Source organism: Bacillus sp. FSL W8-0640, assembly GCF_038007725.1.
GTDB lineage: Bacteria > Bacillota > Bacilli > Bacillales > Bacillaceae_G > Bacillus_A > Bacillus_A cereus.
Genome location: NZ_JBBOXT010000001.1, coordinates 3,456,379 through 3,478,341, shown reverse-complemented (window position 1 = coordinate 3,478,341; position 21,963 = coordinate 3,456,379). Strand labels below are relative to the sequence as shown.

Here is a 21,963-nt window from a genome sequence, read left to right as displayed (position 1 = left end):
TTAGAAAGTTGTAATAAGATATTATCGTAAGGTATTGAAAAGTTTGTCTACATTTTATATTCAGACAACTTAGTCACGTTTAACAGGGGGGAAACATAATGGTCAAACATAATCCATTTCAATCACGTGCAACTTTTGAAGTAGATGGAAAAACGTATCATTATTATGATTTGAAAGCGCTTGAAAATGCAGGGGTTGGCAACGTATCTCAATTACCATATTCCGTGAAAGTTTTACTTGAATCAGTACTTCGTCAAGTAGACGGACGTGTAATTACAGAAGAGCATGTTACAAATTTAGCGAAATGGGGAACGAAAGATGTGCAAGATATCGATGTTCCATTTAAACCATCTCGTGTAATTTTACAAGATTTCACTGGTGTACCAGCTGTTGTTGATTTGGCTTCGCTTCGTAAAGCAATGGCAGACATGGGTGGAGATCCTGATAAAATCAATCCAGAAATTACTGTAGACCTTGTAATTGATCACTCTGTACAGGTTGATAGAGCGGGTACGGCAGACGCGCTTGCATTCAACATGGACTTAGAGTTTAAACGTAATGAAGAACGTTATAAATTTTTAAGCTGGGCACAAAAATCATTTGATAACTATCGTGCAGTTCCACCAGCTACAGGTATTGTACACCAAGTAAACCTTGAATATTTAGCACCAGTTGTTCATGCTGTGAAAAATGCTGAAGGTGACTTAGTTGCATACCCAGATTCATTAGTTGGAACAGACTCACATACAACAATGATTAATGGTATCGGCGTTCTTGGATGGGGTGTTGGTGGTATTGAAGCAGAAGCAGGAATGCTTGGACAGCCTTCATACTTCCCAGTACCTGAAGTAATCGGTGTGAAATTAACAGGTACACTTCCAAGTGGTACTACAGCAACTGACGTTGCCTTAAAAGTAACGCAAGTATTACGTCAAAAAGGTGTAGTTGGTAAATTCGTTGAGTTCTTCGGTAATGGACTAAAGAGCATGCCTTTAGCTGACCGTGCAACAATTTCAAATATGGCACCAGAATACGGCGCAACTTGTGGATTCTTCCCAATCGATGATATTTCATTAGAATACTTACGTTTAACAGGTAGAGATGAAGAACAAATTCGCGTTGTTGAAGAATACTGTAAAGCGAACGGTTTATTCTATACAGCAGACAGTAAAGATCCAATCTACACTGATCTTGTAGAAATTGATTTAAATACAATCGAATCTAACCTTTCTGGACCGAAACGCCCACAAGATTTAATTCCACTTTCAGATATGAAAGATGCGTTCCACAAAGCTGTTTTAGCACCAGTTGGAACACAAGGACTTGGATTTAATGAGCAAGAGTTCGATAAAGAAGTGAAGGTTACATTAGAAGATAAAGAAGTAACGATGAAAACAGGTGCAATTGCAATCGCTGCAATTACAAGCTGTACAAATACATCAAACCCATACGTATTAATTGGAGCAGGTCTAGTTGCGAAGAAAGCAATTGAAAAAGGACTTGTAGTACCTGAGTATGTAAAAACATCATTAGCACCAGGATCTAAAGTTGTTACTGAGTACTTAGATAAGTCTGGTTTAACAACATATTTAGATCAATTAGGTTTCCAAACAGTTGGTTACGGTTGTACGACTTGTATCGGTAACTCTGGTCCATTAGCGCCAGAATTAGAAGAAGCAATCGCAGCAAACGACTTACTAGTAACATCTGTTTTATCTGGTAACCGTAACTTTGAAGGGCGTATCCACCCACTTGTAAAAGCAAACTACTTAGCATCACCACCACTAGTTGTGGCATATGCACTTGCAGGTACTGTTGATATTGACCTGAAAAATGATGAAATCGGTAAAGATGCAAATGGCAATGCTGTTTACTTCAACGATATTTGGCCATCAGCTAAAGAAATTGAAGATGTAGTTCAAAGTGTTGTTACATCTGAACTGTTCAAGAAAGAATATGCACAAGTATTTAACAGCAATGAGCGTTGGAATGAAATCCAAACTTCAAATGAAGCGTTATATACTTGGGATAATGATTCAACATACATTCAAAACCCACCATTCTTTGAAGGATTATCTAAAGAGCCAGGTGAAGTTGAAACATTATCAGGCCTACGCGTAGTTGGTAAATTTGGTGACTCTGTAACGACAGACCACATTTCACCAGCAGGTTCAATCGGTAAGCATACACCAGCTGGACGCTACTTATTAGAAAACGGCGTACAACCAGTTGACTTCAATTCTTACGGTTCTCGTCGTGGTAACCATGAAGTTATGATGCGTGGTACATTCGCGAACATCCGTATTAAAAACCAAATCGCACCAGGAACAGAAGGCGGATATACAACATATTGGCCAACAGGTGAAGTAACGTCTATCTATGATGCTGCTATGAAATATAAAGAAGATGGCACAGGCCTTCTAGTTGTTGCTGGTAAAGATTACGGTATGGGAAGTTCTCGTGACTGGGCTGCGAAAGGAACAAACTTACTAGGTATTAAAGCAGTAATTGCAGAAAGCTTTGAGCGTATTCACCGCAGTAACTTAGTGTTAATGGGTGTACTACCACTTCAATTTAAAGATGGCGAAAGTGCTGAAACGTTAGGTCTTGTTGGTAACGAGTCATTTGAAATTCAAATCGACAAAACAGTTAGACCACGCGATCTTGTGAAAGTAGTTGCAACTGATGCAGATGGCAATGAAAAACAATTTGAAGTAGTAGCTCGTTTCGATAGTGAAGTAGAAATTGACTACTACCGTCACGGTGGTATTCTGCAAATGGTTCTTCGTGAGAAAATTGAAGAGTCTAAAGTGTCGAACTAAATAATTGAAATGAACAATAAGGAAGCTAACAATAGTTAGCTTCCTTATTTTATGGAAAGGGATGAAACCATTTGGTTTCATCCCTTTCTTTTTACTACGAAAAATGGAGGAAACGTCATGAAAGAATATAAAAGAATTCTGTTACCGTTACAGAAAGAAAAAATATTAGTAATAGCAGCTGTATGTAGTGGGATAATTGCTGCCATTTTAAATTTATCTCGCCCAATTTTCATGGGATTAATTGTAGACAATCTTATTCAAAGGGAGCTAAAAGGTGCGTATGTATATATAGCTTTGTTTGCGGGTAGTCACTTTTTAATGTGGGCGAACAATCTTTTATTTGATTATATAAGTTCAAAAGCGAGTCAACGTATATTACAAACGAAACGTATAGAATTATTGCGTCACTATTTCTCATTACCGTTTGAAGAGAGTGAGAAGATTAAGCAAGGAGAGTTAGAAACTTTGGTCGTGTCTGATATTCCGAACTGGGTCAGATTATATGGCTCTATATTAATAGAATATATACACGCTATTGCCCAATTTATTGGAGCTTTCATAGCACTACAACATATAGATATACAGTTTATATTGTGGGTAACTCCGTTTTTATTTTTAAGTACAATTGTTCCAATACTGATGGGAGAAAAGGTAAGAGATATTGCAAGCGTTTCTCAAAAAAATCACTCAAGTGTTGTAGAGATGGTGTCACAGTTTGTAAAGGGGATACAAGATTTGCGGAGTTTACAAAAAGAAAAATGGGCAATTCGCTTATTTAAAGAAGTAACGGCACAATCGTATAAATCAGAAGTAAAGAAGACGATGATGCAACATTGCATTGGAGTAGTTGGAACGGTGATTGAAACAGGAGCATATATTGTTGTTCTCATTATAGGTGCACAAAAAATAATGAGGGGAGAAATAGAAGTTGGTTCACTCATTGCAGTGTTAGCGACAATTGAGATGCTCTTTTTCCCTGTCCGTTATGTGGGCGATTTATTAATAATGACACAAGTTGCAGTCGCTTCGGCAAATAGAGCTTTTTGCTTTTTAAATAAACGAGCAGCAGATAGCAATGTAGAAAGAGCGATGGGGATCAGGATAACAAATGTTTCATTTCAGGAGAATGACGAAGAGAAATGCAGAATTCATAATATTGATTTGCAAATTCGTCCTGGTGAACTCGTTATGATTGTGGGAGAAAGCGGTGCAGGAAAAACAACGCTTTTAAAGTTAATAACGGGCTTGTATAAACCATCTAACGGTAGCATTGCTTATTATGGTAATGAAGCTCGTATGACTACAGTGTGGCAAGAACCACGTTTTTTCCGAACGACGGTAACAGAGAATATGTATTTCGGGGAAGAGGGTTTAGAAAATCAGTTAGAAAAAAATAGTGAACTTATAAATGCAACGCCGATTATTAGAGGGTTACCTGAAGGGAGTCAAACTGTGCTACATAAAAGCGGTGAAGAGTTTTCGGGAGGCGAAAGAAAACGTCTTGCATTATTGCGCGCGATTGTATCAAATCCAACTCTTATTATTTTAGATGAACCGACGGCTGGGTTAGATCCGGGCAATCAAGAACTGGTTTGGAATATGATTGAAGGGATAGGAAGAGATGTAACGAGAATTGTGGCAACACATGATGTAGAGAGAGCGATGATAGCAGATTGTGTTGTTGTCATAAAGAATGGGACTATTGTGGAATGTGGGAATCCTAGAGAATTATTAAATTGCAACTCATTGTACAAAGAGTTGCAAACAAAAAGATAAGAGATATGTAATGCTCTTATCTTTATTCCGCTATTTGCCGGGCAGCCCGATTGGTGAGGGCTGATTAAAGTTTCACTTTATTCGGTCTCATTAAGTTGATAAGTATAAGAATTCGAATCACTAGAATTAACTTCTTTGACGAGAGTAAGTTGATTTGTATCTGGATTATATTTGAAAATCTTAATTGTATGTTCGCTACTTAGTAATGGATTATATTCTTGAATAGCGAATGTATTTTCCGCGATTTGTGTCATATTACTGGTGGGAACATTTTCTATGGAATCATGATTTGTAGAAATTTCAACGACTTTTTCACTGTTGAAAAATAAAAGAACGATTACTAAAATAACTAAGCATATTCGTATATAGCGTAGCTCTTTGGTGATAGGGTGTTCTCCCAAAACAATCATCCTTTCTATAGCTATTCTATAGTAGTAATGGTAGTCATCGTGAAAAAAGTAATAATGCCGAGGCCTGCCAAAAGGATAAATGAGATTAATGCGATATAGAGACAAATATGTCCAACTGGTTTTTTTCAGGATCTTTACTAAATAGTGAGATAATCCATGTGATAATTCCGATTGGGGAAAATATAAAACTAAGAATATATAGAAGTATTTTTTTAAATAAATTCATGAGAGCTCCTTTCATTGTAAAATGTTCTATGTATTTCTAATTATATGATTAAAAGGTAAATATTTCATCTTAGTTATAAAAATTCTGATTATTTAGAATGTGAATATTTCCAAGCTTGTCCGTATAAGCTAAAATAAGGTATATAGTATTTTGATGAATGTGTTAAAAGAAGATAATACGTTAGGGTGATATAAAATGTGGCGGAAGCTTACGATTATTGTAGTGTTACTTTGTTTAGCGGGATATGCAGCTTATGAACAGTTTGGTCATAAAGAGCAGGCGGTAAAAGTGAAGCAAGAAAAAAGTGAAGCTGCGATGAAAGAGATTATCGCAAGGAATGGTATTGAGATAGGGAAGAGTGCACCGGACTTTACATTAACGAAGTTAGATGGGACAAATGTAAAGTTATCGGATTTAAAAGGAAAGAAAGTAATTTTAAACTTTTGGGCTACGTGGTGTGGACCATGTCAGCAAGAAATGCCTGATATGGAGGCTTTCTATAAAGAACATAAAGAGAACGTAGAAATTTTAGCGGTCAATTATACGCCTTCAGAAAAAGGTGGGGGGGAAGAGAAGGTAAGCAATTTTGCTAAAGAAAAAGGAATTACTTTTCCTATTTTATTGGACAAGAACATTGATGTGACAACAGCTTATAAAGTAATTACGATTCCAACTTCGTATTTTATAGATACAAAAGGTGTCATTCAAGATAAGTTTATTGGGCCGATGACACAAAAAGAGATGGAGAAAAGAGTTGCTAAATTAAAATAATGGTGAAAAGGTAGAGATGGAGAGTTCCCATTTCTGCCTTTTCTTTTTCAAGTAGTAATCACTTCATGATATGATGTAAGAAATATAACCGTTTAGAGATAAAGGAGTGTATGGAGTGGGGAATGTATCCTTACCGTTAGATTATGTTGTAATTGATTTTGAAACAACAGGATTTAACCCTTATAATGATAAAATTATTCAAGTTGCAGCAGTGAAATATCGTAATCATGAATTAGTAGATCAATTTGTTTCATACGTGAATCCAGAGCAGCCAATTCCGGACCGAATAACGAGTTTAACAGGTATTACTAATTATCGCGTTTCAGATGCACCGACGATTGAAGAAGTGTTACCTTTATTTTTAGCATTTTTACATACAAATGTTATTGTGGCCCATAATGCTTCTTTTGATATGCGCTTTTTGAAAAGTAATGTAAATATGCTTGGGTTGCCTGAACCTAAAAATAAAGTAATTGATACTGTATTTTTAGCAAAGAAATACATGAAGCATGCGCCTAATCATAAACTTGAAACGTTAAAACGAATGCTTGGAATTCGTTTAAGCTCTCATAATGCATTTGACGATTGCATTACGTGTGCTGCTGTTTATCAAAAGTGTGCAGCTATTGAAGAAGAAGGGAAACGAAAAGTAAATAAGGCTATGCTTGATGAAACTGCGGTATATGAAGCGGTGAAAGAAATACTTGCATGTAATAAACGTAATGTAGAATGGCTACGTTGTATGAACGTAGGAAGTTATTTAGATATAAAAGCTTTTTATCCAGTTATGAGATTAAAGGTAAAAGGGCGAAAGAAATATGTATTAACAGAGATATTAGAAGAAGATGTGAAAGAAATATGTACAAGTTTAAAATGTGAACCGGCGTTAAAAAGTGAAGTTGGTAATACGAGAATTATGCTTAATAGCTTAGAGGATGTTATGAAATTAGAAAGTTATATTTTAGAGCAGTATGATTTTGTATTACAGGCGCTTCATGATTATAAAGAAAATGAAATGAATGCAGATGAAAAGTTGAAAGAGTATTTAAATATTATGGTATAAAAAACTCCGTGTGCAATATATTGTACACGGAGTTTTTTAGGAGTACTAAAACATAAAATTTTCTTGCAAATCTGATTAAAGAGTTTTTTGTTTGCTCATACTATGTAATAAGAAAGCGAAGGAGAGAGGGTGAACAACATGAGAAGAAGTCGCCGTAAATCGTTTGAAGAACTTGTAAATGAAAATAAACAACAATTATTAAGCGATCGTGAGGCAATTGATCGCATTGAAGAGCGCATTGAAAAACGTTATGAAATGAAACTTTTTAAGCAAGCTGAATAATTCTTAACACTAGTACGATACTAGTGTTAAGGAGGCGATAGTAATGGGTAATCCGAAAAAAAATTCAAAAGACTTTGCACCGAATCATATTGGAACACAATCAAAAAAAGCTGGTGGAAATAAAGGAAAGCAAATGCAAGATCAAACAGGTAAACAACCGATTGTTGATAATGGTTAAAGAAAAGGAGAATATTACATTCTCCTTTTTTATGTATAAATTTGAGGAAAGATAGGTAATTTAAGATGGTGTGTATATACAATATTAGGAGGGAAGTACATGCCAAATCCAGATAATCGAAGTGACAACGCTGAAAAGTTACAAGAAATGGTGCAAAATACAGTTGATAACTTTAATGAAGCAAAAGAAACAGCGGAACTTTCTAATGAAAAAGATCGTGCTGCTATTGAAGCAAAAAATCAAAGACGTTTAGAAAGTATTGACTCATTAAAAAGTGAAATCAAAGATGAATCTTAACAAAATGTACAAAAAGGGCTGACTTTTGTCAGCCCTTTTTCGTAATCGTAAAGTTTTCAACAAGTAAACGCCAATTTTGTGGAAATGGCAAGCCAATCTTCCAATAACTAATACCGCCAATGCCCTGCTCTTTCATTAAATTGAATTTACTTTGAATAGACCTCGCATCTTCAAACCAAACTTCATGTTGTACGCCATTTTCGTCAAAGTAATTAAAATGTGGAGCTTGAGCTGTGAAATCATAGCGGATAGGAACATTATATTTACGAGCAAGTGCAACAGCTGCGACAGAGCTAACTGCTTTTGCTGGTGGATTCCCTTGTTTGAACGGAAGTTTCCAATCGAATCCGTATAAGTTTTGCCCCATCATAATTTTTTGGGGAGGCATTTGAGATTTTGCGTATTGAAGTACTTCTTTTACAGGACCGATAGGAGAGATTGCCATTGGTGGCCCGCCCTGCCAACCCCAGTCATATGTCATAATGACGACGAAATCAACAATTTGCCCTTGCGCTTTATAATCATGGGCTTCGAAAAATTTTCCCTTTTGATTTGAACTTGTTTTCGGTACGAGAGTTGTGCTTAATGTGTACCCGCTAGGTAAGCGTGTTTTTACATTTCGTAAAAAGCGATTATACGCCTCGCGGTCTTCGGGTGCTACACTCTCGAAATCGAAATGAATGTCTCGCATGCCATATTTTTCAGCTGTTTGCAAAATGTTAGTAATAAATTTGTTTTGAATCGTTGCGTCGCGTAAAATAACCGATGTTAGATCGGCACTGAAATTACCATTTTCAATATTTGTAATAACGAGCATAGGGATTGTTTGCCCTTGCGTTGCAATATTAGCAATTTTAGCTGTTTCAGTAGGTTCTTTTAATGTGCCATCTCTTTTTGCCTCAAAACTAAAATAAGCTAAATATGTTAAAAATGGATTGATGGCACGTGTAGCATTAACTAAACTCTCTTTAATCGGTATAGTGGAAGGTTGTAAATAAGCGATGGATTCTACAGCTCGTTTTGTGCCTTTTGGTACATATAATTGTTGTCCGACATGGAGAATAGATTTTAAAGATAAATTATTAACTTTAGCTAAACTGGCGAGGGGGACATTATATGTTTGAGAAATCCGATAGAGGCTGTCACCAGGCTGTACATAATAATTATTTCCTTTCGTATTAACGATAAGTGCCTGACCAACAACGAGCGTTTCAGCGGGATTTAGTCCATTGTCTTTTACTATTTCGTCAGGTGTTGATCCATATTTTGATGCCAAGCTATATACGCTATCACCGCTACGAACCGTTACAATTTGAATCATATGCTTGCTCCTTTCGGGAAAAGATTCACTATTTTTATTTTATTTTTGATGTCACTGTATTATGATTAAATGTATGCAAGGTAGCAGAAGTGAAAGAAGGCGAATATACATATGTTTGTAGCAGAACATGAAGTTGAAATCCGTTATGCGGAAACAGATCAAATGGGTGTTGTTTACCATTCAAACTACTTAGTGTGGCTTGAGTTAGGTCGCACGAAACTTATACAAGATTTAGGTTTTTCATATGTTGAAATGGAGAAAGAAGGAATTATTTCTCCTGTGTTAGATTTACAAATTTCATACCGTAAAGCGATGCGTTACGGAGAAAAAGCAATCGTAAAAACATGGGTAGATACTGTGAGCCCACTTCGCGTTGTATATGGATATGAAATATATAATGGTGATGGTGAACTTTGTATTACTGCAAGTACGACGAATATTTGTGCGAAAAAAGAAGGGTTCCGCCCTGTATCATTTAAAAAGTTATATCCTGAGTGGTATGCGAAATATGAGGAAATTAAGAAAAAATAAAAAAGCGTGGCAGAAGCCACGTTTTTTTATTTTTCATAATTAAATTGTGGGAAGTCGTCACCTTCGTTAAGTGTAACAGATAAATTATGTCCATCGAAGAACCATTCATCATCGCCTTCAATAAAGAAGTTAATACCTTCTTCTTGAATTTGAACAGCAGGATGTGCAGGATCATCTTTACGAATCCCTAAAGAAAGTCCTTTTTGCACAGTACTGCAACCACCGTATTGTACGAAAAAGCGTAGTGTTTCATTTGATTGTAAGTTTAATTCATTTTTATACCATTGTGCTGCTTCTTTTGTTACGGAAAGATTCATGTATAGTTCCTCCAAATTATGTTGCTTTTTCTTTAGTATAAAAAATAACGCAAAAAGACGCTATTAATATGCTTCACGTTTTCTTTTTGCGTTATGTGGGTTACGATCTTATTTTTGCTTTTTTGAAAAGTTTGCTTTTGGTTCAGTTTTATTTATAATTCGTCCGATATTTGCACGGTGTTTATAAATAACCATACCTGCTAATAAACACATCGCAATAATGAAGATTTTATCCCCGCTAACAATGGATGCAATAACAGCAACAACTGCTGTTACCATAGAAGAAAGTGATACGTATCTTGTTGTAAATAAAAGGGTGAAAAATACAACAGCCAATATTGCAAAAACAACTGGTGAATAGCATAATAGCACCCCAGCAGAAGTTGCAACTGCTTTACCACCGCGGAATTTCGCGAAGATTGGATAGACATGTCCAAGAACAGCCGCTAACCCGAACCATAGTGGATGAATATCTAATCCGAAAATCATTGGTAGACTTGTTGCTAATGTCCCTTTTAAAATGTCAGCAATTGTAACGGTAAAACCTGCTTTTTTCCCTAATGTGCGGAATGTGTTTGTTCCGCCTAGATTACCGCTCCCGTGCTCACGAATATCGATTCCGTAGCCGATTTTTCCAACAACTAGTGCAAATGGAATCGAGCCAAGTAAGTAGGCAACGATAAATAAAAGATATGTAGTAACCATAAGTTCAGTCTCCTTTATTCAAATGTGTTGATAAAGGGTAAAAAGAGTTTTTCCCGTATATTGTACCATACATTTGTAAAGAGCACATTTCTTTTTTGTAAATGAAAAATTCATTATTTCGTGAAAAAAATTTCACAGTAATGTTACATTTCTCACAGAAACAGTAAGACTATATGTAGTAACATTTTAATCAAAAGATAACAACATATTGGTGGAGGGTTATAAATGTTACAAAATAATACACGTGGAGAAGAAGAATTAATGAAAGTGTTTGAGACAATAGTCCACGGCAATGAACAAGATTTGATGCAAGAAAATGCAAATGTAGACGGCCGCTCTCCAATGGGCGTAATGGGAACGTTCGCATCTGAGAGTGCAAAATATTATGCTGTTGAGAATTTATTGTCAGATCAAGTGAAAAAAGCGATAAATGAAAATATATTATATCCACATGATTTAGATTTTTATGCAACAGGAACGACGACTTGTTCACAAATTCCGTTAGCGCAAATGCTTGCTAACGGTTTTCATACTGGACATGGACATATGAGACAACCGCAAGACATTAAAAGTGCATTGGCTCTTTCGTCTATTATTTTTCAAGCGAATCAAAATATGCAGCATGGTGGTCAATCGTTTGCACTCTTTGATATTGATTTAGCACCTTATGTACGAAAAACAATTGAGAGACATAAAAAACGATTACAATCATATCCGCTTACGAAAGAACAAATAGAAGAATTCGCATGGAAAGAAACGGAAAATGATACGTATCAAGCGTGTGAGGCTTTCGTTCATAATTCGAATAGTATGCATAGTAGGGGCGGAGGACAAGTACCGTTTATTTCTATTAATTACGGAACAGATACATCAAAAGAAGGAAGAATGTTAATTAAACAACTTTTAAAAGCGACACAAGCTGGACTTGGTAAAGGAGAGACACCGATTTTTCCGATTCAAATTTTCAAGATGAAAAAAGGTGTGAATTTTGAAGAAAGTGATCCGAACTACGATTTATTTGAATTAGCATTAGAGACAACGGCTGAACGATTGTTCCCTAACTTTTCATTTTTAGATGCTCCGTTTAATGCAGTACATTATGATGGAAGACCAGAAAGTGAAGTATGTTACATGGGATGTCGTACCCGTGTTATGTCTAATATACATGGAGAAGAAACAGCGATTGGTAGAGGGAATTTATCATTTACGTCTATTAATTTAGTGAAATTAGCGTTAATTAGTGGTTCAAAAGAAGCGTTTTTTGAAGCGCTAAACTATTATTTAGATTTAGGAATTAAGCAGCTATTAGAAAGATATGCGTATCAATGTACGAAGCGAGCAAGAGATTTTCAGTTTTTATATTCACAAGGTGTATGGCGTGGTGGAGAAACGTTGCAGCCTGAAGACTCCGTAGCCTCGATTTTAAAACAAGGGACGTTAAGTATTGGTTTTATCGGTCTTGCGGAATGTTTAGTAGCTTTAACAGGAAAGCATCATGGGGAAGATGGAGAATCATGGAAACTTGGGTATGAAATTATTTCCTTTATGAGAGATAGAATGGATAAAGCGACAGAAGAACATCAACTGAATTTCTCAGTAATTGCAACTCCAGCAGAAGGATTATCAGGGAAGTTTGTGAAAAAAGATAGAGAAGAATTTGGTGAAATTAACGGTATAACGAACCATAATTACTATACGAATTCATTCCATATTCCAGTTTATTATAACATTCAAGCGATAAATAAAATCCGTTTAGAAGGCCCGTTCCACGCTCTCTGTAATGGAGGACACATTACTTATATTGAACTAGATGGAGCAGCAATGCATAACAAAAAGGCATTAAAACAAATTGTACAAGCCATGGCAGAACATGGCGTTGGATACGGTTCAATTAATCATCCTGTTGACCGTTGTAAGTGCTGTAGTTATCACGGGGTTATTGGGAATGAATGTCCAAGTTGCGGGAATAAAGATGAGGCTAATATAGAAAGAATTCGCCGTATAACAGGCTATCTTGTAGGAGATATGTCGAAGTGGAATAGTGCGAAACGTAGTGAAGAGATAGATCGGGTGAAACATAAATGAAAGTGATGAATATTATTCATGATAGTGTAGTAGATGGAGAAGGATTGCGGACAGTCGTGTTTTTTGCGGGCTGTCCGCATCGTTGCGTTGGTTGCCATAATCCGAAATCGTGGAATATTTGCAATGGAACGGAAATGACAGTAGAAGAAATTGTGAAAGAGATTGCAAGTAATCCATTAACTGATGTAACATTTTCAGGTGGAGATCCATTTTTTCAAGCTGCTGAAGTGAAAAAGGTAGCAAAAATCGTGAAAGATTTGAAAAAAAACCTATGGATGTATACAGGTTATACGTTAGAAGAGATACAGAGTTCTCAAAATAATGATATGATAGAGTTGTTACATTATGGGGATGTTTTAGTCGATGGAAGGTTTGAAATTGAGAAAAAAGATTTAACACTTCCATTTCGCGGAAGCTCCAATCAACGTATTATTCGATTGAAAGAGTAAAAAGGCGGGATAGATTATATGAATAAAACAGTATTGCTTGTTGAAGATGAAAGAAGATTACGTGAAATTGTTAGTGATTATTTTCGTAATGAAGGCTTTGAAGTAATCGAAGCAGAAGATGGAAAAAAAGCGTTAGAGTTATTTGCAGAGCATGAAATTGATTTAATTATGTTAGATATTATGTTACCGGAAATAGATGGATGGTCTGTTTGTAGAAGAATTAGAAAAGAATCAGCAGTACCAATTATTATGTTGACAGCACGTTCGGATGAGGATGATACATTGCTAGGTTTCGAATTAGGTGCAGACGAGTATGTAACGAAACCATTTAGCCCGAAAGTATTAGTAGCTCGCGCAAAGACGTTATTGAAACGTGCGGATGGTGCGGTAGGAGTAGCGGAAGAAAATGCTATGTCTTTAGCTGGAATAGAAGTAAATCGTCTATCTAGAACTGTTTTAGTAGATGGAGAAGAAATTATATTGACACATAAAGAATTTGAACTTCTTGTGTATTTAATGGAGAACAAAGGAATCGTGTTATCACGTCAACATTTATTAGATCAGTTATGGGGATATGACTATTACGGTGATGACAGAACGGTTGATACCCATATTAAAAAACTTCGAAATAAGCTAGGAGATAAAGCGAAGCATATCGGTACTGTTATTCGAGTTGGTTATAAATTTGAAGAATAATCTAGAACGATTTGTGTAATTTAGCCTAGGGAAATGGCGATTTTATACTCTCTTTTGAAGGTAGAATGTACAAAAAATACTTTTTTTGTCTACAATGTTAGATAGGAGTATTTTTTTAATTAGATTTCACGATGAGTTCACAAGAAGGACACAAAACGTGACTATACTGAAAATACGAATTCACCAGAGAGGGGAAATAAAACATGGGATATTACGACGGACCAAATTTAAATGAAGAGCATAGTGAAACGAGAGAAGTGAGAAAATCAGGTAGTAAAAAAGGCTATTTCTTCACAGGTTTAGTGGGGGCTGTAGTCGGAGCGGTTTCGATTAGTTTTGCAGCACCATATATGCCATGGGCTCAAAATAATGGAGCGCCAGTATCATCATTTAGTTCGGATTCAAAAGTAGAAGGTACTGTAGTTCCTGTTGTAAATAAAGCGAAAAATGAAACTGATTTACCTGGTATGATTGAAGGGGCGAAAGATGTTGTTGTAGGTGTTATTAATATGCAACAAAGTGTTGATCCATTTGCAATGCAACCGACAGGTCAAGAACAACAAGCTGGTTCAGGATCAGGTGTTATTTATAAAAAAGCAGGGAATAAAGCATATATCGTAACAAACAACCACGTAGTAGATGGTGCAAATAAACTTGCTGTAAAACTAAGTGATGGTAAAAAGGTAGATGCAAAGTTAGTAGGGAAAGATCCTTGGTTAGACTTAGCTGTTGTTGAAATTGACGGGGCTAATGTGAATAAAGTTGCAACTTTAGGTGACTCAAGTAAAATCCGCGCGGGTGAAAAAGCAATTGCAATCGGTAACCCACTAGGTTTTGATGGAAGTGTAACGGAAGGTATAATCAGTAGTAAAGAACGTGAAATTCCAGTTGATATTGATGGCGATAAACGACCAGATTGGCAAGCACAAGTTATTCAAACAGATGCAGCGATTAACCCTGGTAACAGTGGTGGTGCATTATTTAACCAAAATGGTGAAATAATTGGGATTAACTCAAGTAAAATTGCACAACAAGAAGTTGAAGGAATTGGATTTGCTATTCCAATTAATATCGCAAAGCCAGTTATTGAATCACTTGAAAAAGACGGAGTAGTGAAACGTCCAGCGCTTGGAGTAGGTGTCGTTTCATTAGAAGATGTGCAAGCTTATGCAGTCAATCAATTGAAAGTACCGAAAGAAGTAACGAATGGTGTTGTATTAGGTAAAATTTACCCAATATCACCGGCTGAAAAAGCTGGTTTAGAGCAATATGATATTGTAGTAGCATTAGATAATCAAAAAGTAGAGAATGCGCTTCAATTCCGTAAATATTTATATGAAAAGAAAAAAGTAGGCGAGAAAGTAGAAGTTACATTCTACCGTAACGGTCAAAAAATGACGAAATCGGCTACTTTAGCAGATAATTCAGCTACAAAGAATCAATAATCGAAATAAAAGAAAGTCTCTTTCATATTGAAAGAGACTTTCTTTATCGGCTATACTAAAGGAATAGGAGGGATTAATTATGACAATTGAAAACCCAACTCGTACGGAAATTGGTGAAGTGTTAAAGAAAAGCAAAACAATTGCGGTTGTTGGATTATCAGATAAGCCAGAACGTACATCGTATATGGTTTCAAAAGCAATGCAAGATGCTGGATACCGCATTATTCCAGTTAATCCAACAGTAGATGAGGTGCTTGGAGAAAAGGCAGTTTCTTCACTAAAGGATATTAAGGAACACGTTGACATAGTAAATGTATTTCGTCGCTCAGAGTTTTTAATGGATGTTGCAAAAGAATTTGTAGAGATTGATGCAGATGTTTTTTGGGCACAATTAGGAGTACAAGATGAGGATACATACAAATTTTTAAAAGAAAAAGACTATACTGTAATAATGGATCGTTGTATTAAAGTAGAACATGCGATGACAAAATAGTATAGATTTAAAGGTAGAAAGATTGATTCAGCCCTCATTATAGATAAGTAGGGCCGATGAACGAGGTGTTCATCATGAGATTTTTTAAAGGCTGTTTTTGGGGGTTGTTATTTGTAATCCCATTTTGGATCTTGATCATTTGGATCATAATAAAGGTTTGGAATGTGTAATCTTGGAATACATATCCATTTCTCGTTGACAAACGATTATTTTTCTGAAATAGTAGCCTAGAGGAATCCTTGTGAGAAAACAAGGATTTTTCTATTGAAAATGGTATATAAAAGAGATAAGATAACTTGCCAAAACTATAGTCGAGGCGTTATTCTATAATAGAAACATATGTTCTGATTTTGGATTAGGAAAGGGGCAAGGAGTTTGGCGAAGCATCAGTTCCAATATAATGAAGATGCGATTCAAGTGTTAGAAGGACTTGAAGCCGTTCGAAAACGCCCGGGTATGTATATCGGGAGCACGGACAGCCGTGGATTGCATCATTTAGTATATGAAATAGTAGATAACTCCGTTGACGAAGCGTTAGCGGGATTTGGCGACGAAATTTCAGTCGTAATACATAAAGATAATAGTATTAGCGTTATAGATAAAGGGCGAGGAATGCCTACGGGAATGCATAAACTTGGGAAACCTACACCTGAAGTTATTTTAACTGTACTTCATGCCGGTGGTAAGTTTGGTCAAGGTGGTTACAAAACGAGTGGTGGTTTGCACGGGGTTGGGGCATCGGTTGTAAATGCCTTATCAGAATGGTTAGTCGTAACGATTAAGCGTGACGGAAATATTTACGAACAACGCTTTGAAAATGGCGGTGTTCCTGTAACGACGCTTGAGAAAATCGGGAAGACGAAAGAGTCTGGTACTACGATGCATTTCAAACCAGATACAACGATTTTCAGCACAACAAATTATAATTATGAAACATTATGTGAGAGATTACGTGAATCTGCATTCTTATTAAAAGGAATGAAAATCTCAATAAAAGATGAACGAAATGATTTAGAGGATGTATTTCATTATGAAACGGGAATTGAAGCTTTCGTTTCATATTTAAACGAAGAAAAAGATTCCATTCATCCAGTTGTATATTTCACTGGTGAACAAAATGGAATTGAAGCAGAACTAGCATTTCAATTTAACGATGGCTACTCAGAAAACATTTTATCGTTTGTAAATAACGTACGTACAAAAGATGGTGGAACACACGAAGCTGGATTTAAAACAGCGATGACGCGTGTGTTTAACGAGTATGCTCGTAAAGTAGTACTATTAAAAGAAAAAGATAAAAACTTAGAAGGCACAGATATTCGTGAAGGTGTAGCGGCTATCGTTTCGGTACGTGTACCAGAAGAAGTGCTTCAGTTTGAAGGGCAAACGAAAGGGAAACTAGGTACAAGTGAAGCGCGTTCTTCAATTGATGCCATTGTATCTGAGCATTTAGCATACTTTTTAGAAGAAAATCCTGATGTAGCTACACTTCTTGTGAGAAAAGCAATTAAAGCAGCACAAGCCCGTGAAGCAGCCCGTAAAGCAAGAGAAGAAGCGCGTAGTGGTAAGAAAAAGAAAAAATCAGAAGGTACGTTAAGCGGGAAATTAACACCTGCACAATCACGTAACCCGCAAAAAAATGAACTGTACCTAGTAGAGGGTGACTCTGCCGGTGGTTCTGCGAAACAAGGACGAGACCGACGTTTCCAGGCCGTATTACCGTTACGTGGTAAAGTAATTAATACAGAAAAAGCAAAGCTTGCTGATATCTTTAAAAATGAAGAGATTAATACAATCATTTATGCGATTGGCGGCGGTGTAGGAAATGAATTTGATGTTGAAGATATTAACTACGATAAAGTTGTAATTATGACCGATGCCGATACGGATGGGGCTCATATTCAAGTATTGTTATTAACGTTCTTCTACAGATATATGAAGCCACTTATCGAAGCTGGTAAAGTGTTTATCGCACTTCCTCCTTTATACAAAGTAAGTAAAGGAAAAGGTAAGAGTGAGGTAATTGAATACGCTTGGTCAGATGAGGAATTAGACGGTGTAACGAAAAAAGTTGGAAAAGGCTATATGTTACAACGTTATAAAGGACTTGGTGAAATGAATGCGGATCAATTATGGGAAACAACAATGAATCCTGAAACGCGTACATTAATTCGCGTGAAAATTGATGATGCAGCAAGAGCAGAGCGTCGCGTTACAACATTAATGGGCGATAAAGTAGAACCGCGCCGTAAATGGATTGAACGTAATGTACAGTTTGGTATGCAAGAAGAAGGAAATATTTTAGAAAATGAAATGATTATGGAGACGGAGGTGGAATAACATGCAAGCAGAGAAGTTTCATGACCTCCCGCTTGAAGACGTGTTAGGTGATCGCTTTGCACGTTATAGTAAATATATTATTCAAGATCGTGCACTTCCAGATGCACGTGATGGCTTAAAGCCAGTACAAAGACGTATTTTATATTCTATGTATGTAGAAGGTAATGTACATGATAAAGCGTTTCGTAAATCAGCTAAAACAGTAGGTAATGTTATCGGTAATTATCATCCACATGGAGATTCCTCTGTATATGAAGCAATGGTACGCTTAAGCCAAACTTGGAAAGTACGTAATGTTTTAGTTGAAATGCATGGTAATAACGGTAGTGTTGATGGGGACCCAGCGGCAGCGATGCGTTATACGGAAGCTCGCTTATCACCAATCGCATCTGAATTATTACGTGATCTTGATAAAGAAACAGTTGAATTCGTGTCAAACTTTGATGATACGAGTGAAGAACCGGTTGTATTACCAGCAGCGTTCCCGAATTTATTAGTGAACGGATCTACAGGGATTTCCGCTGGTTATGCAACAGAAATTCCTCCGCATCATCTTGGAGAAGTTATTGATGCTACAATGATGCGTATTGATAAACCAAATAGTACTGTTGATGATTTATTAACAGTTATGAAAGGACCAGATTTCCCAACAGGCGGTATTATTCAGGGGATTGATGGTATTAAAAAGGCGTATGAAACGGGTAAAGGTAAAATTATTATTCGCGGAAAAGCAGAAGTTGAAACAGTGCGCGGTGGGAAACAACAAATTGTAATCACTGAAATTCCTTACGAAGTGAATAAGGCAAATCTTGTAAAGAAAATGGATGAATTACGTCTAGATAAAAAGTTAGATGGTATTGCTGAAGTGCGTGATGAGACAGATCGTACTGGTTTACGAATTGTTGTTGAATTAAAGAAAGAAGCAAACGCTGAAGGTATTTTAAATTATTTATATAAAAATACAGATTTGCAAATTCCATATAACTTTAATATGGTAGCGATCAATAATCGTCGTCCAACACTTATGACATTACCGAAAATTTTAGATGCTTATATTGGACATCAAAAAGAGGTTATTACGAGACGTTCGCAATATGAATTAAGAAAAGCAGAAAATCGTCAACATATTGTAGAAGGTTTAAAGAAAGCATTATCGATTTTAGACCAAGTAATTGAAACAATTCGAGCTTCAAAAGATAAACGTAACGCGAAAGATAATTTAAGTGCAAAATTTGGCTTTACAGAAGCACAGGCAGAAGCAATTGTTTCCTTGCAATTATATCGCTTAACGAATACAGACATTACGGCGTTACAAGAAGAAGCAGATGAGCTTAATAAGAAAATTATTGAGCTACAGGCAATTTTACAAAGTGAAAAAAGATTACTTCAAGTAATTAAAACAGATTTAAAGAGAGTTAAGAAAACATATAGTGATGATCGACGCGCGATTATTGAAGATCAAATCGAGGAAATTAAAATCGATGTAGAAGTTATGATCCCACAAGAAGATGTCATCGTTACTGTAACGAAAGAAGGATATGTGAAACGTACTGGATGGCGCTCACACAATGCCTCAAACGGCAAAGACTTCGGTATGAAAGAGGGTGACATCTTACTTGAACGATTCGATACGAATACGACAGAGACAGTCCTCTTATTTACGAATAAAGGAAACTATATATATCTGCCAGTATACGAAATGCCAGATATTCGTTGGAAAGATTTAGGTCAGCACGTTGCTAATATCGTTTCACTCGACCGGGATGAAACAATCATTTGGGCAACGGTTGTACAGAACTTTGAGGAAGAAAAACGATTTATTGTATTTGTAACAAGAAATGGTATGATAAAGAAAACAGAATTAAATCAATATAAAGTTCAGCGTTATTCAAGGGCATTCGTTGCTGTAAACTTGAAAAAAGATGATGAAGTTGTCGATATATTTGCGACAGATGGAACGAGTGATATCGTTCTTGCTACACACGGTGCATATGCACTTATTTTCCATGAAGATGAAGTAAGTCCAGTCGGTGTAAGAGCTGCTGGCGTGAAAGCAATTAATTTAAAAGAAGATGACTATGTCGCTTCTGGTAAACCGTTAAATGGTGACAAAGATCAACTTATTCTCGTAACACAGCGCGGTGCTGTAAAACGTCTAAAAGCATCAGAAATTGAAAAATCAACGAGGGCGAAACGAGGTCTTGTTATTTTCAAAGAATTAAAACGTAATCCGTACCGCATTGTCGGTATTGAAATTGTTCGGGACGATGAATTAGTTTACATGAAGACAGAGAAAAACATTGTAGAAGAGATTGATCCGAAAGCGTATCGAAATAAAGACCGGTATAGTAATGGTAGCCTAGTGCTAGATGTTAATGATACTGGTGAAGTAGTAGAAACGTGGACGAAGAAAAGACCAGAATAAAGAGGGCATCTTGCTATGAATAATAGCAAGATGCTTTTTTCTAGGCAATTTATTATGTAAATAATAATAATCTTGTTATAATAACTGAATGAAATCGTTCTCATAAAGTGAAACTTTAATCAATGGGGATTTTCTTTATCCACACTGATTATTAGTTGAACCAATCGGGCTTTAACAAGCAGTTGATTTCTCACCTAATTCCTTAGCTTTCGCTGAATTTTTGGTTAGGAATCTTACTGCCTGTTAAAGCGGGACAAATGGAGGGGCAACATGAAAAAAATAGGTGTAGGGATTGTAGGATTTGGTTTTTCTAGTACGACATTTCATATCCCACTATTACAAACGATAGAAGAATATGATATTCGTGCTGTATTATCCTCAAAAGAAGAGGTAGTAAAAGAAACATTACCAAATGCTAATGTTGTTAGTACAATTGATGAATTGGTGAAGCGAGCTGATGTTGACTTAGTTGTTATTACATCACCTAATACAACTCATTTTCCATATGTAAAAGAAGCAATTTTAAACGGTAAGCATGTTGTTGTAGAAAAACCATTTGTTGTCTCAATTGAAGAAGGGGAAAAGCTTATTTCATTAGCAGAGCAGCATAATGTAATGTTAAGCGTATATCATAATCGTCGTTTTGATAATGATTTCTTAACAATTAAGAAATTGTTAGGAGAAAACAGAGTAGGGAATGTATACGCATATGAATCGAATTTTGATCGTTTCCGTCCACATGTACGTGATCGATGGAGAGAAAAAAATCTACCAGGCTCCGGTATATTATACGATTTAGGGTCGCATTTAATTGACCAAGCGTTATCAATATTCGGGAAACCAGATGCGATAAGTGCAGATGTAATAAAACAACGACCAGGTGCAGAGGTGGATGATTATTTCCACATAGTACTTCATTACGGAGTTAAACGTGTCATTTTACGTAGTAGCAGTTATGTGAAAAAAGCTGGACCGCATTTTATAGTGCATGGAGAGAAAGGTTCTATCGTGAAGTACGGTATGGATTCGCAGGAAGAGCAATTAAAAAATGGAATGAAGCCAGGTGATAACGGTTATGGAGTAGACGATGAAGAGAATTTTGCTACTTTAGAAACAGAAGAAAACTTAGAGCGTATTCCAACAGAAGTCGGTTGTTATGACAATTATTATAAAGGTGTGCGAGATAGTATATTAAATGGTGAGAAACTACCTGTAACAGCAAAAGAAGGTTTAGATGTTATTAAACTGATTCAATTAGCGATTGAAAGCAGTGAAAAAGGTAGAGTCATTTCTATAAAATAAAAAGACACGAAGCTCGTGTCTTTTTTATT

The 21,963-nt window shown here is 36.2% G+C and carries 20 protein-coding genes and 1 pseudogene; 16 read left to right on the top strand and 5 right to left on the bottom strand.

From position 1 onward, the window contains the following. The first annotated feature begins 98 nt into the window (after positions 1 to 98). Positions 99 to 2,822 (top strand): aconitate hydratase AcnA, encoded by a 2,724-nt coding sequence (gene acnA, locus N2V80_RS17830; RefSeq protein WP_000238558.1) that lies wholly within the window; start codon positions 99 to 101, stop codon positions 2,820 to 2,822. A 117-nt stretch (positions 2,823 to 2,939) separates the two neighbouring features. Further along, positions 2,940 to 4,598: an ABC transporter ATP-binding protein gene (locus N2V80_RS17825; protein ID WP_000666360.1), complete on the top strand. Its 1,659-nt coding sequence runs from the start codon at positions 2,940 to 2,942 to the stop codon at positions 4,596 to 4,598. Between the two features lie 77 nt (positions 4,599 to 4,675). Here N2V80_RS17825 and N2V80_RS17820 read toward each other — a convergent pair whose 3' ends face one another. Continuing rightward, positions 4,676 to 5,008 (bottom strand): YmzC family protein, encoded by a 333-nt coding sequence (locus N2V80_RS17820; RefSeq protein WP_074595727.1) that lies wholly within the window; start codon positions 5,006 to 5,008, stop codon positions 4,676 to 4,678. 11 nt (positions 5,009 to 5,019) lie between these two features. After that, positions 5,020 to 5,234, bottom strand: a pseudogene (locus tag N2V80_RS17815) (hypothetical protein). 195 nt (positions 5,235 to 5,429) lie between these two features. On the opposite strand from N2V80_RS17815, the gene N2V80_RS17810 reads away from it, so the two are divergent. The 5 genes from N2V80_RS17810 to tlp all read left to right on the top strand — a co-directional run bounded on the left by N2V80_RS17810 (position 5,430) and on the right by tlp (position 7,825). After that, a complete protein-coding gene (locus N2V80_RS17810; protein WP_000269054.1) occupies positions 5,430 to 6,005 on the top strand; it encodes a redoxin domain-containing protein in 576 nt (191 codons plus the stop codon). 115 nt (positions 6,006 to 6,120) lie between these two features. Then, positions 6,121 to 7,068, top strand: coding sequence for a 3'-5' exonuclease (locus tag N2V80_RS17805; protein WP_061655803.1), 948 nt, complete (start codon positions 6,121 to 6,123; stop codon positions 7,066 to 7,068). 138 nt (positions 7,069 to 7,206) lie between these two features. Then, positions 7,207 to 7,350 (top strand): FbpB family small basic protein, encoded by a 144-nt coding sequence (locus tag N2V80_RS17800; protein ID WP_001254703.1) that lies wholly within the window; start codon positions 7,207 to 7,209, stop codon positions 7,348 to 7,350. Positions 7,351 to 7,393: 43 nt separating this feature from the next. Continuing rightward, positions 7,394 to 7,528, top strand: a complete 135-nt coding sequence (gene sspN, locus N2V80_RS17795; RefSeq protein ID WP_000527987.1) for an acid-soluble spore protein SspN — start codon at positions 7,394 to 7,396, stop codon at positions 7,526 to 7,528. A 99-nt stretch (positions 7,529 to 7,627) separates the two neighbouring features. Continuing rightward, positions 7,628 to 7,825 (top strand): small acid-soluble spore protein Tlp, encoded by a 198-nt coding sequence (gene tlp / locus N2V80_RS17790; protein ID WP_001133511.1) that lies wholly within the window; start codon positions 7,628 to 7,630, stop codon positions 7,823 to 7,825. A 28-nt stretch (positions 7,826 to 7,853) separates the two neighbouring features. Here the strand turns inward: tlp and N2V80_RS17785 are convergent, their stop codons facing one another. Beyond that, a complete protein-coding gene (locus N2V80_RS17785; RefSeq protein ID WP_000614862.1) occupies positions 7,854 to 9,146 on the bottom strand; it encodes a glycosyl hydrolase family 18 protein in 1,293 nt (430 codons plus the stop codon). Between the two features lie 111 nt (positions 9,147 to 9,257). On the opposite strand from N2V80_RS17785, the gene N2V80_RS17780 reads away from it, so the two are divergent. Then, positions 9,258 to 9,677 carry an acyl-CoA thioesterase gene (locus tag N2V80_RS17780; RefSeq protein WP_000495812.1) on the top strand — a complete coding sequence of 140 codons (420 nt, stop codon included), beginning with the start codon at positions 9,258 to 9,260 and terminating at the stop codon, positions 9,675 to 9,677. A 26-nt stretch (positions 9,678 to 9,703) separates the two neighbouring features. Here N2V80_RS17780 and N2V80_RS17775 read toward each other — a convergent pair whose 3' ends face one another. Further along, positions 9,704 to 9,994: a HesB/YadR/YfhF family protein gene (locus tag N2V80_RS17775; RefSeq protein WP_001054453.1), complete on the bottom strand. Its 291-nt coding sequence runs from the start codon at positions 9,992 to 9,994 to the stop codon at positions 9,704 to 9,706. A gap of 108 nt (positions 9,995 to 10,102) precedes the next feature. Then, positions 10,103 to 10,699: a glycerol-3-phosphate 1-O-acyltransferase PlsY gene (plsY, locus tag N2V80_RS17770; protein ID WP_000258974.1), complete on the bottom strand. Its 597-nt coding sequence runs from the start codon at positions 10,697 to 10,699 to the stop codon at positions 10,103 to 10,105. 225 nt (positions 10,700 to 10,924) lie between these two features. On the opposite strand from plsY, the gene N2V80_RS17765 reads away from it, so the two are divergent. The 8 genes from N2V80_RS17765 (at position 10,925) to N2V80_RS17730 (ending at position 21,934) form a co-directional block, all read left to right on the top strand. Next, entirely contained in the window at positions 10,925 to 12,784 is a 1,860-nt protein-coding gene (locus N2V80_RS17765; RefSeq protein WP_000940073.1) for an anaerobic ribonucleoside triphosphate reductase, read from the top strand. Further along, positions 12,781 to 13,233 carry an anaerobic ribonucleoside-triphosphate reductase activating protein gene (nrdG, locus tag N2V80_RS17760; RefSeq protein WP_000867078.1) on the top strand — a complete coding sequence of 151 codons (453 nt, stop codon included), beginning with the start codon at positions 12,781 to 12,783 and terminating at the stop codon, positions 13,231 to 13,233. Before N2V80_RS17765 ends, nrdG begins: the two co-directional genes overlap by 4 nt. A gap of 18 nt (positions 13,234 to 13,251) precedes the next feature. Next, positions 13,252 to 13,929 (top strand): response regulator transcription factor, encoded by a 678-nt coding sequence (locus tag N2V80_RS17755; RefSeq protein WP_001044679.1) that lies wholly within the window; start codon positions 13,252 to 13,254, stop codon positions 13,927 to 13,929. Between the two features lie 203 nt (positions 13,930 to 14,132). Then, entirely contained in the window at positions 14,133 to 15,374 is a 1,242-nt protein-coding gene (locus tag N2V80_RS17750; protein ID WP_000542641.1) for a S1C family serine protease, read from the top strand. A gap of 79 nt (positions 15,375 to 15,453) precedes the next feature. Beyond that, the gene (locus N2V80_RS17745) at positions 15,454 to 15,867 is read left to right on the top strand and encodes a CoA-binding protein (protein ID WP_000151387.1); all 414 of its coding nucleotides are present in this window, start codon (positions 15,454 to 15,456) and stop codon (positions 15,865 to 15,867) included. 375 nt (positions 15,868 to 16,242) lie between these two features. Further along, a complete protein-coding gene (gene parE / locus N2V80_RS17740) occupies positions 16,243 to 18,207 on the top strand; it encodes a DNA topoisomerase IV subunit B (RefSeq protein ID WP_061655801.1) in 1,965 nt (654 codons plus the stop codon). Position 18,208: 1 nt separating this feature from the next. Beyond that, positions 18,209 to 20,632 carry a DNA topoisomerase IV subunit A gene (parC, locus tag N2V80_RS17735; protein WP_001147465.1) on the top strand — a complete coding sequence of 808 codons (2,424 nt, stop codon included), beginning with the start codon at positions 18,209 to 18,211 and terminating at the stop codon, positions 20,630 to 20,632. Positions 20,633 to 20,902: 270 nt separating this feature from the next. Next, positions 20,903 to 21,934, top strand: coding sequence for an oxidoreductase (locus tag N2V80_RS17730; protein ID WP_000719773.1), 1,032 nt, complete (start codon positions 20,903 to 20,905; stop codon positions 21,932 to 21,934). Positions 21,935 to 21,963 lie beyond the last annotated feature (29 nt).

Coding starts and splice junctions, on each gene's coding strand:
- N2V80_RS17800 (WP_001254703.1), top strand. CDS start 7,207: ATGAGAAGAAGTCGCCGTAAATCGTTTGAAGAACTTGTAAATGAAAAT.
- plsY (WP_000258974.1), bottom strand. CDS start 10,699: ATGGTTACTACATATCTTTTATTTATCGTTGCCTACTTACTTGGCTCG.
- N2V80_RS17745 (WP_000151387.1), top strand. CDS start 15,454: ATGACAATTGAAAACCCAACTCGTACGGAAATTGGTGAAGTGTTAAAG.
- N2V80_RS17780 (WP_000495812.1), top strand. CDS start 9,258: ATGTTTGTAGCAGAACATGAAGTTGAAATCCGTTATGCGGAAACAGAT.
- N2V80_RS17730 (WP_000719773.1), top strand. CDS start 20,903: ATGAAAAAAATAGGTGTAGGGATTGTAGGATTTGGTTTTTCTAGTACG.
- N2V80_RS17755 (WP_001044679.1), top strand. CDS start 13,252: ATGAATAAAACAGTATTGCTTGTTGAAGATGAAAGAAGATTACGTGAA.
- N2V80_RS17775 (WP_001054453.1), bottom strand. CDS start 9,994: ATGAATCTTTCCGTAACAAAAGAAGCAGCACAATGGTATAAAAATGAA.
- N2V80_RS17750 (WP_000542641.1), top strand. CDS start 14,133: ATGGGATATTACGACGGACCAAATTTAAATGAAGAGCATAGTGAAACG.
- sspN (WP_000527987.1), top strand. CDS start 7,394: ATGGGTAATCCGAAAAAAAATTCAAAAGACTTTGCACCGAATCATATT.
- N2V80_RS17785 (WP_000614862.1), bottom strand. CDS start 9,146: ATGATTCAAATTGTAACGGTTCGTAGCGGTGATAGCGTATATAGCTTG.
- tlp (WP_001133511.1), top strand. CDS start 7,628: ATGCCAAATCCAGATAATCGAAGTGACAACGCTGAAAAGTTACAAGAA.
- acnA (WP_000238558.1), top strand. CDS start 99: ATGGTCAAACATAATCCATTTCAATCACGTGCAACTTTTGAAGTAGAT.
- nrdG (WP_000867078.1), top strand. CDS start 12,781: ATGAAAGTGATGAATATTATTCATGATAGTGTAGTAGATGGAGAAGGA.
- N2V80_RS17825 (WP_000666360.1), top strand. CDS start 2,940: ATGAAAGAATATAAAAGAATTCTGTTACCGTTACAGAAAGAAAAAATA.
- N2V80_RS17810 (WP_000269054.1), top strand. CDS start 5,430: ATGTGGCGGAAGCTTACGATTATTGTAGTGTTACTTTGTTTAGCGGGA.
- N2V80_RS17820 (WP_074595727.1), bottom strand. CDS start 5,008: ATGATTGTTTTGGGAGAACACCCTATCACCAAAGAGCTACGCTATATA.
- N2V80_RS17765 (WP_000940073.1), top strand. CDS start 10,925: ATGTTACAAAATAATACACGTGGAGAAGAAGAATTAATGAAAGTGTTT.
- parC (WP_001147465.1), top strand. CDS start 18,209: ATGCAAGCAGAGAAGTTTCATGACCTCCCGCTTGAAGACGTGTTAGGT.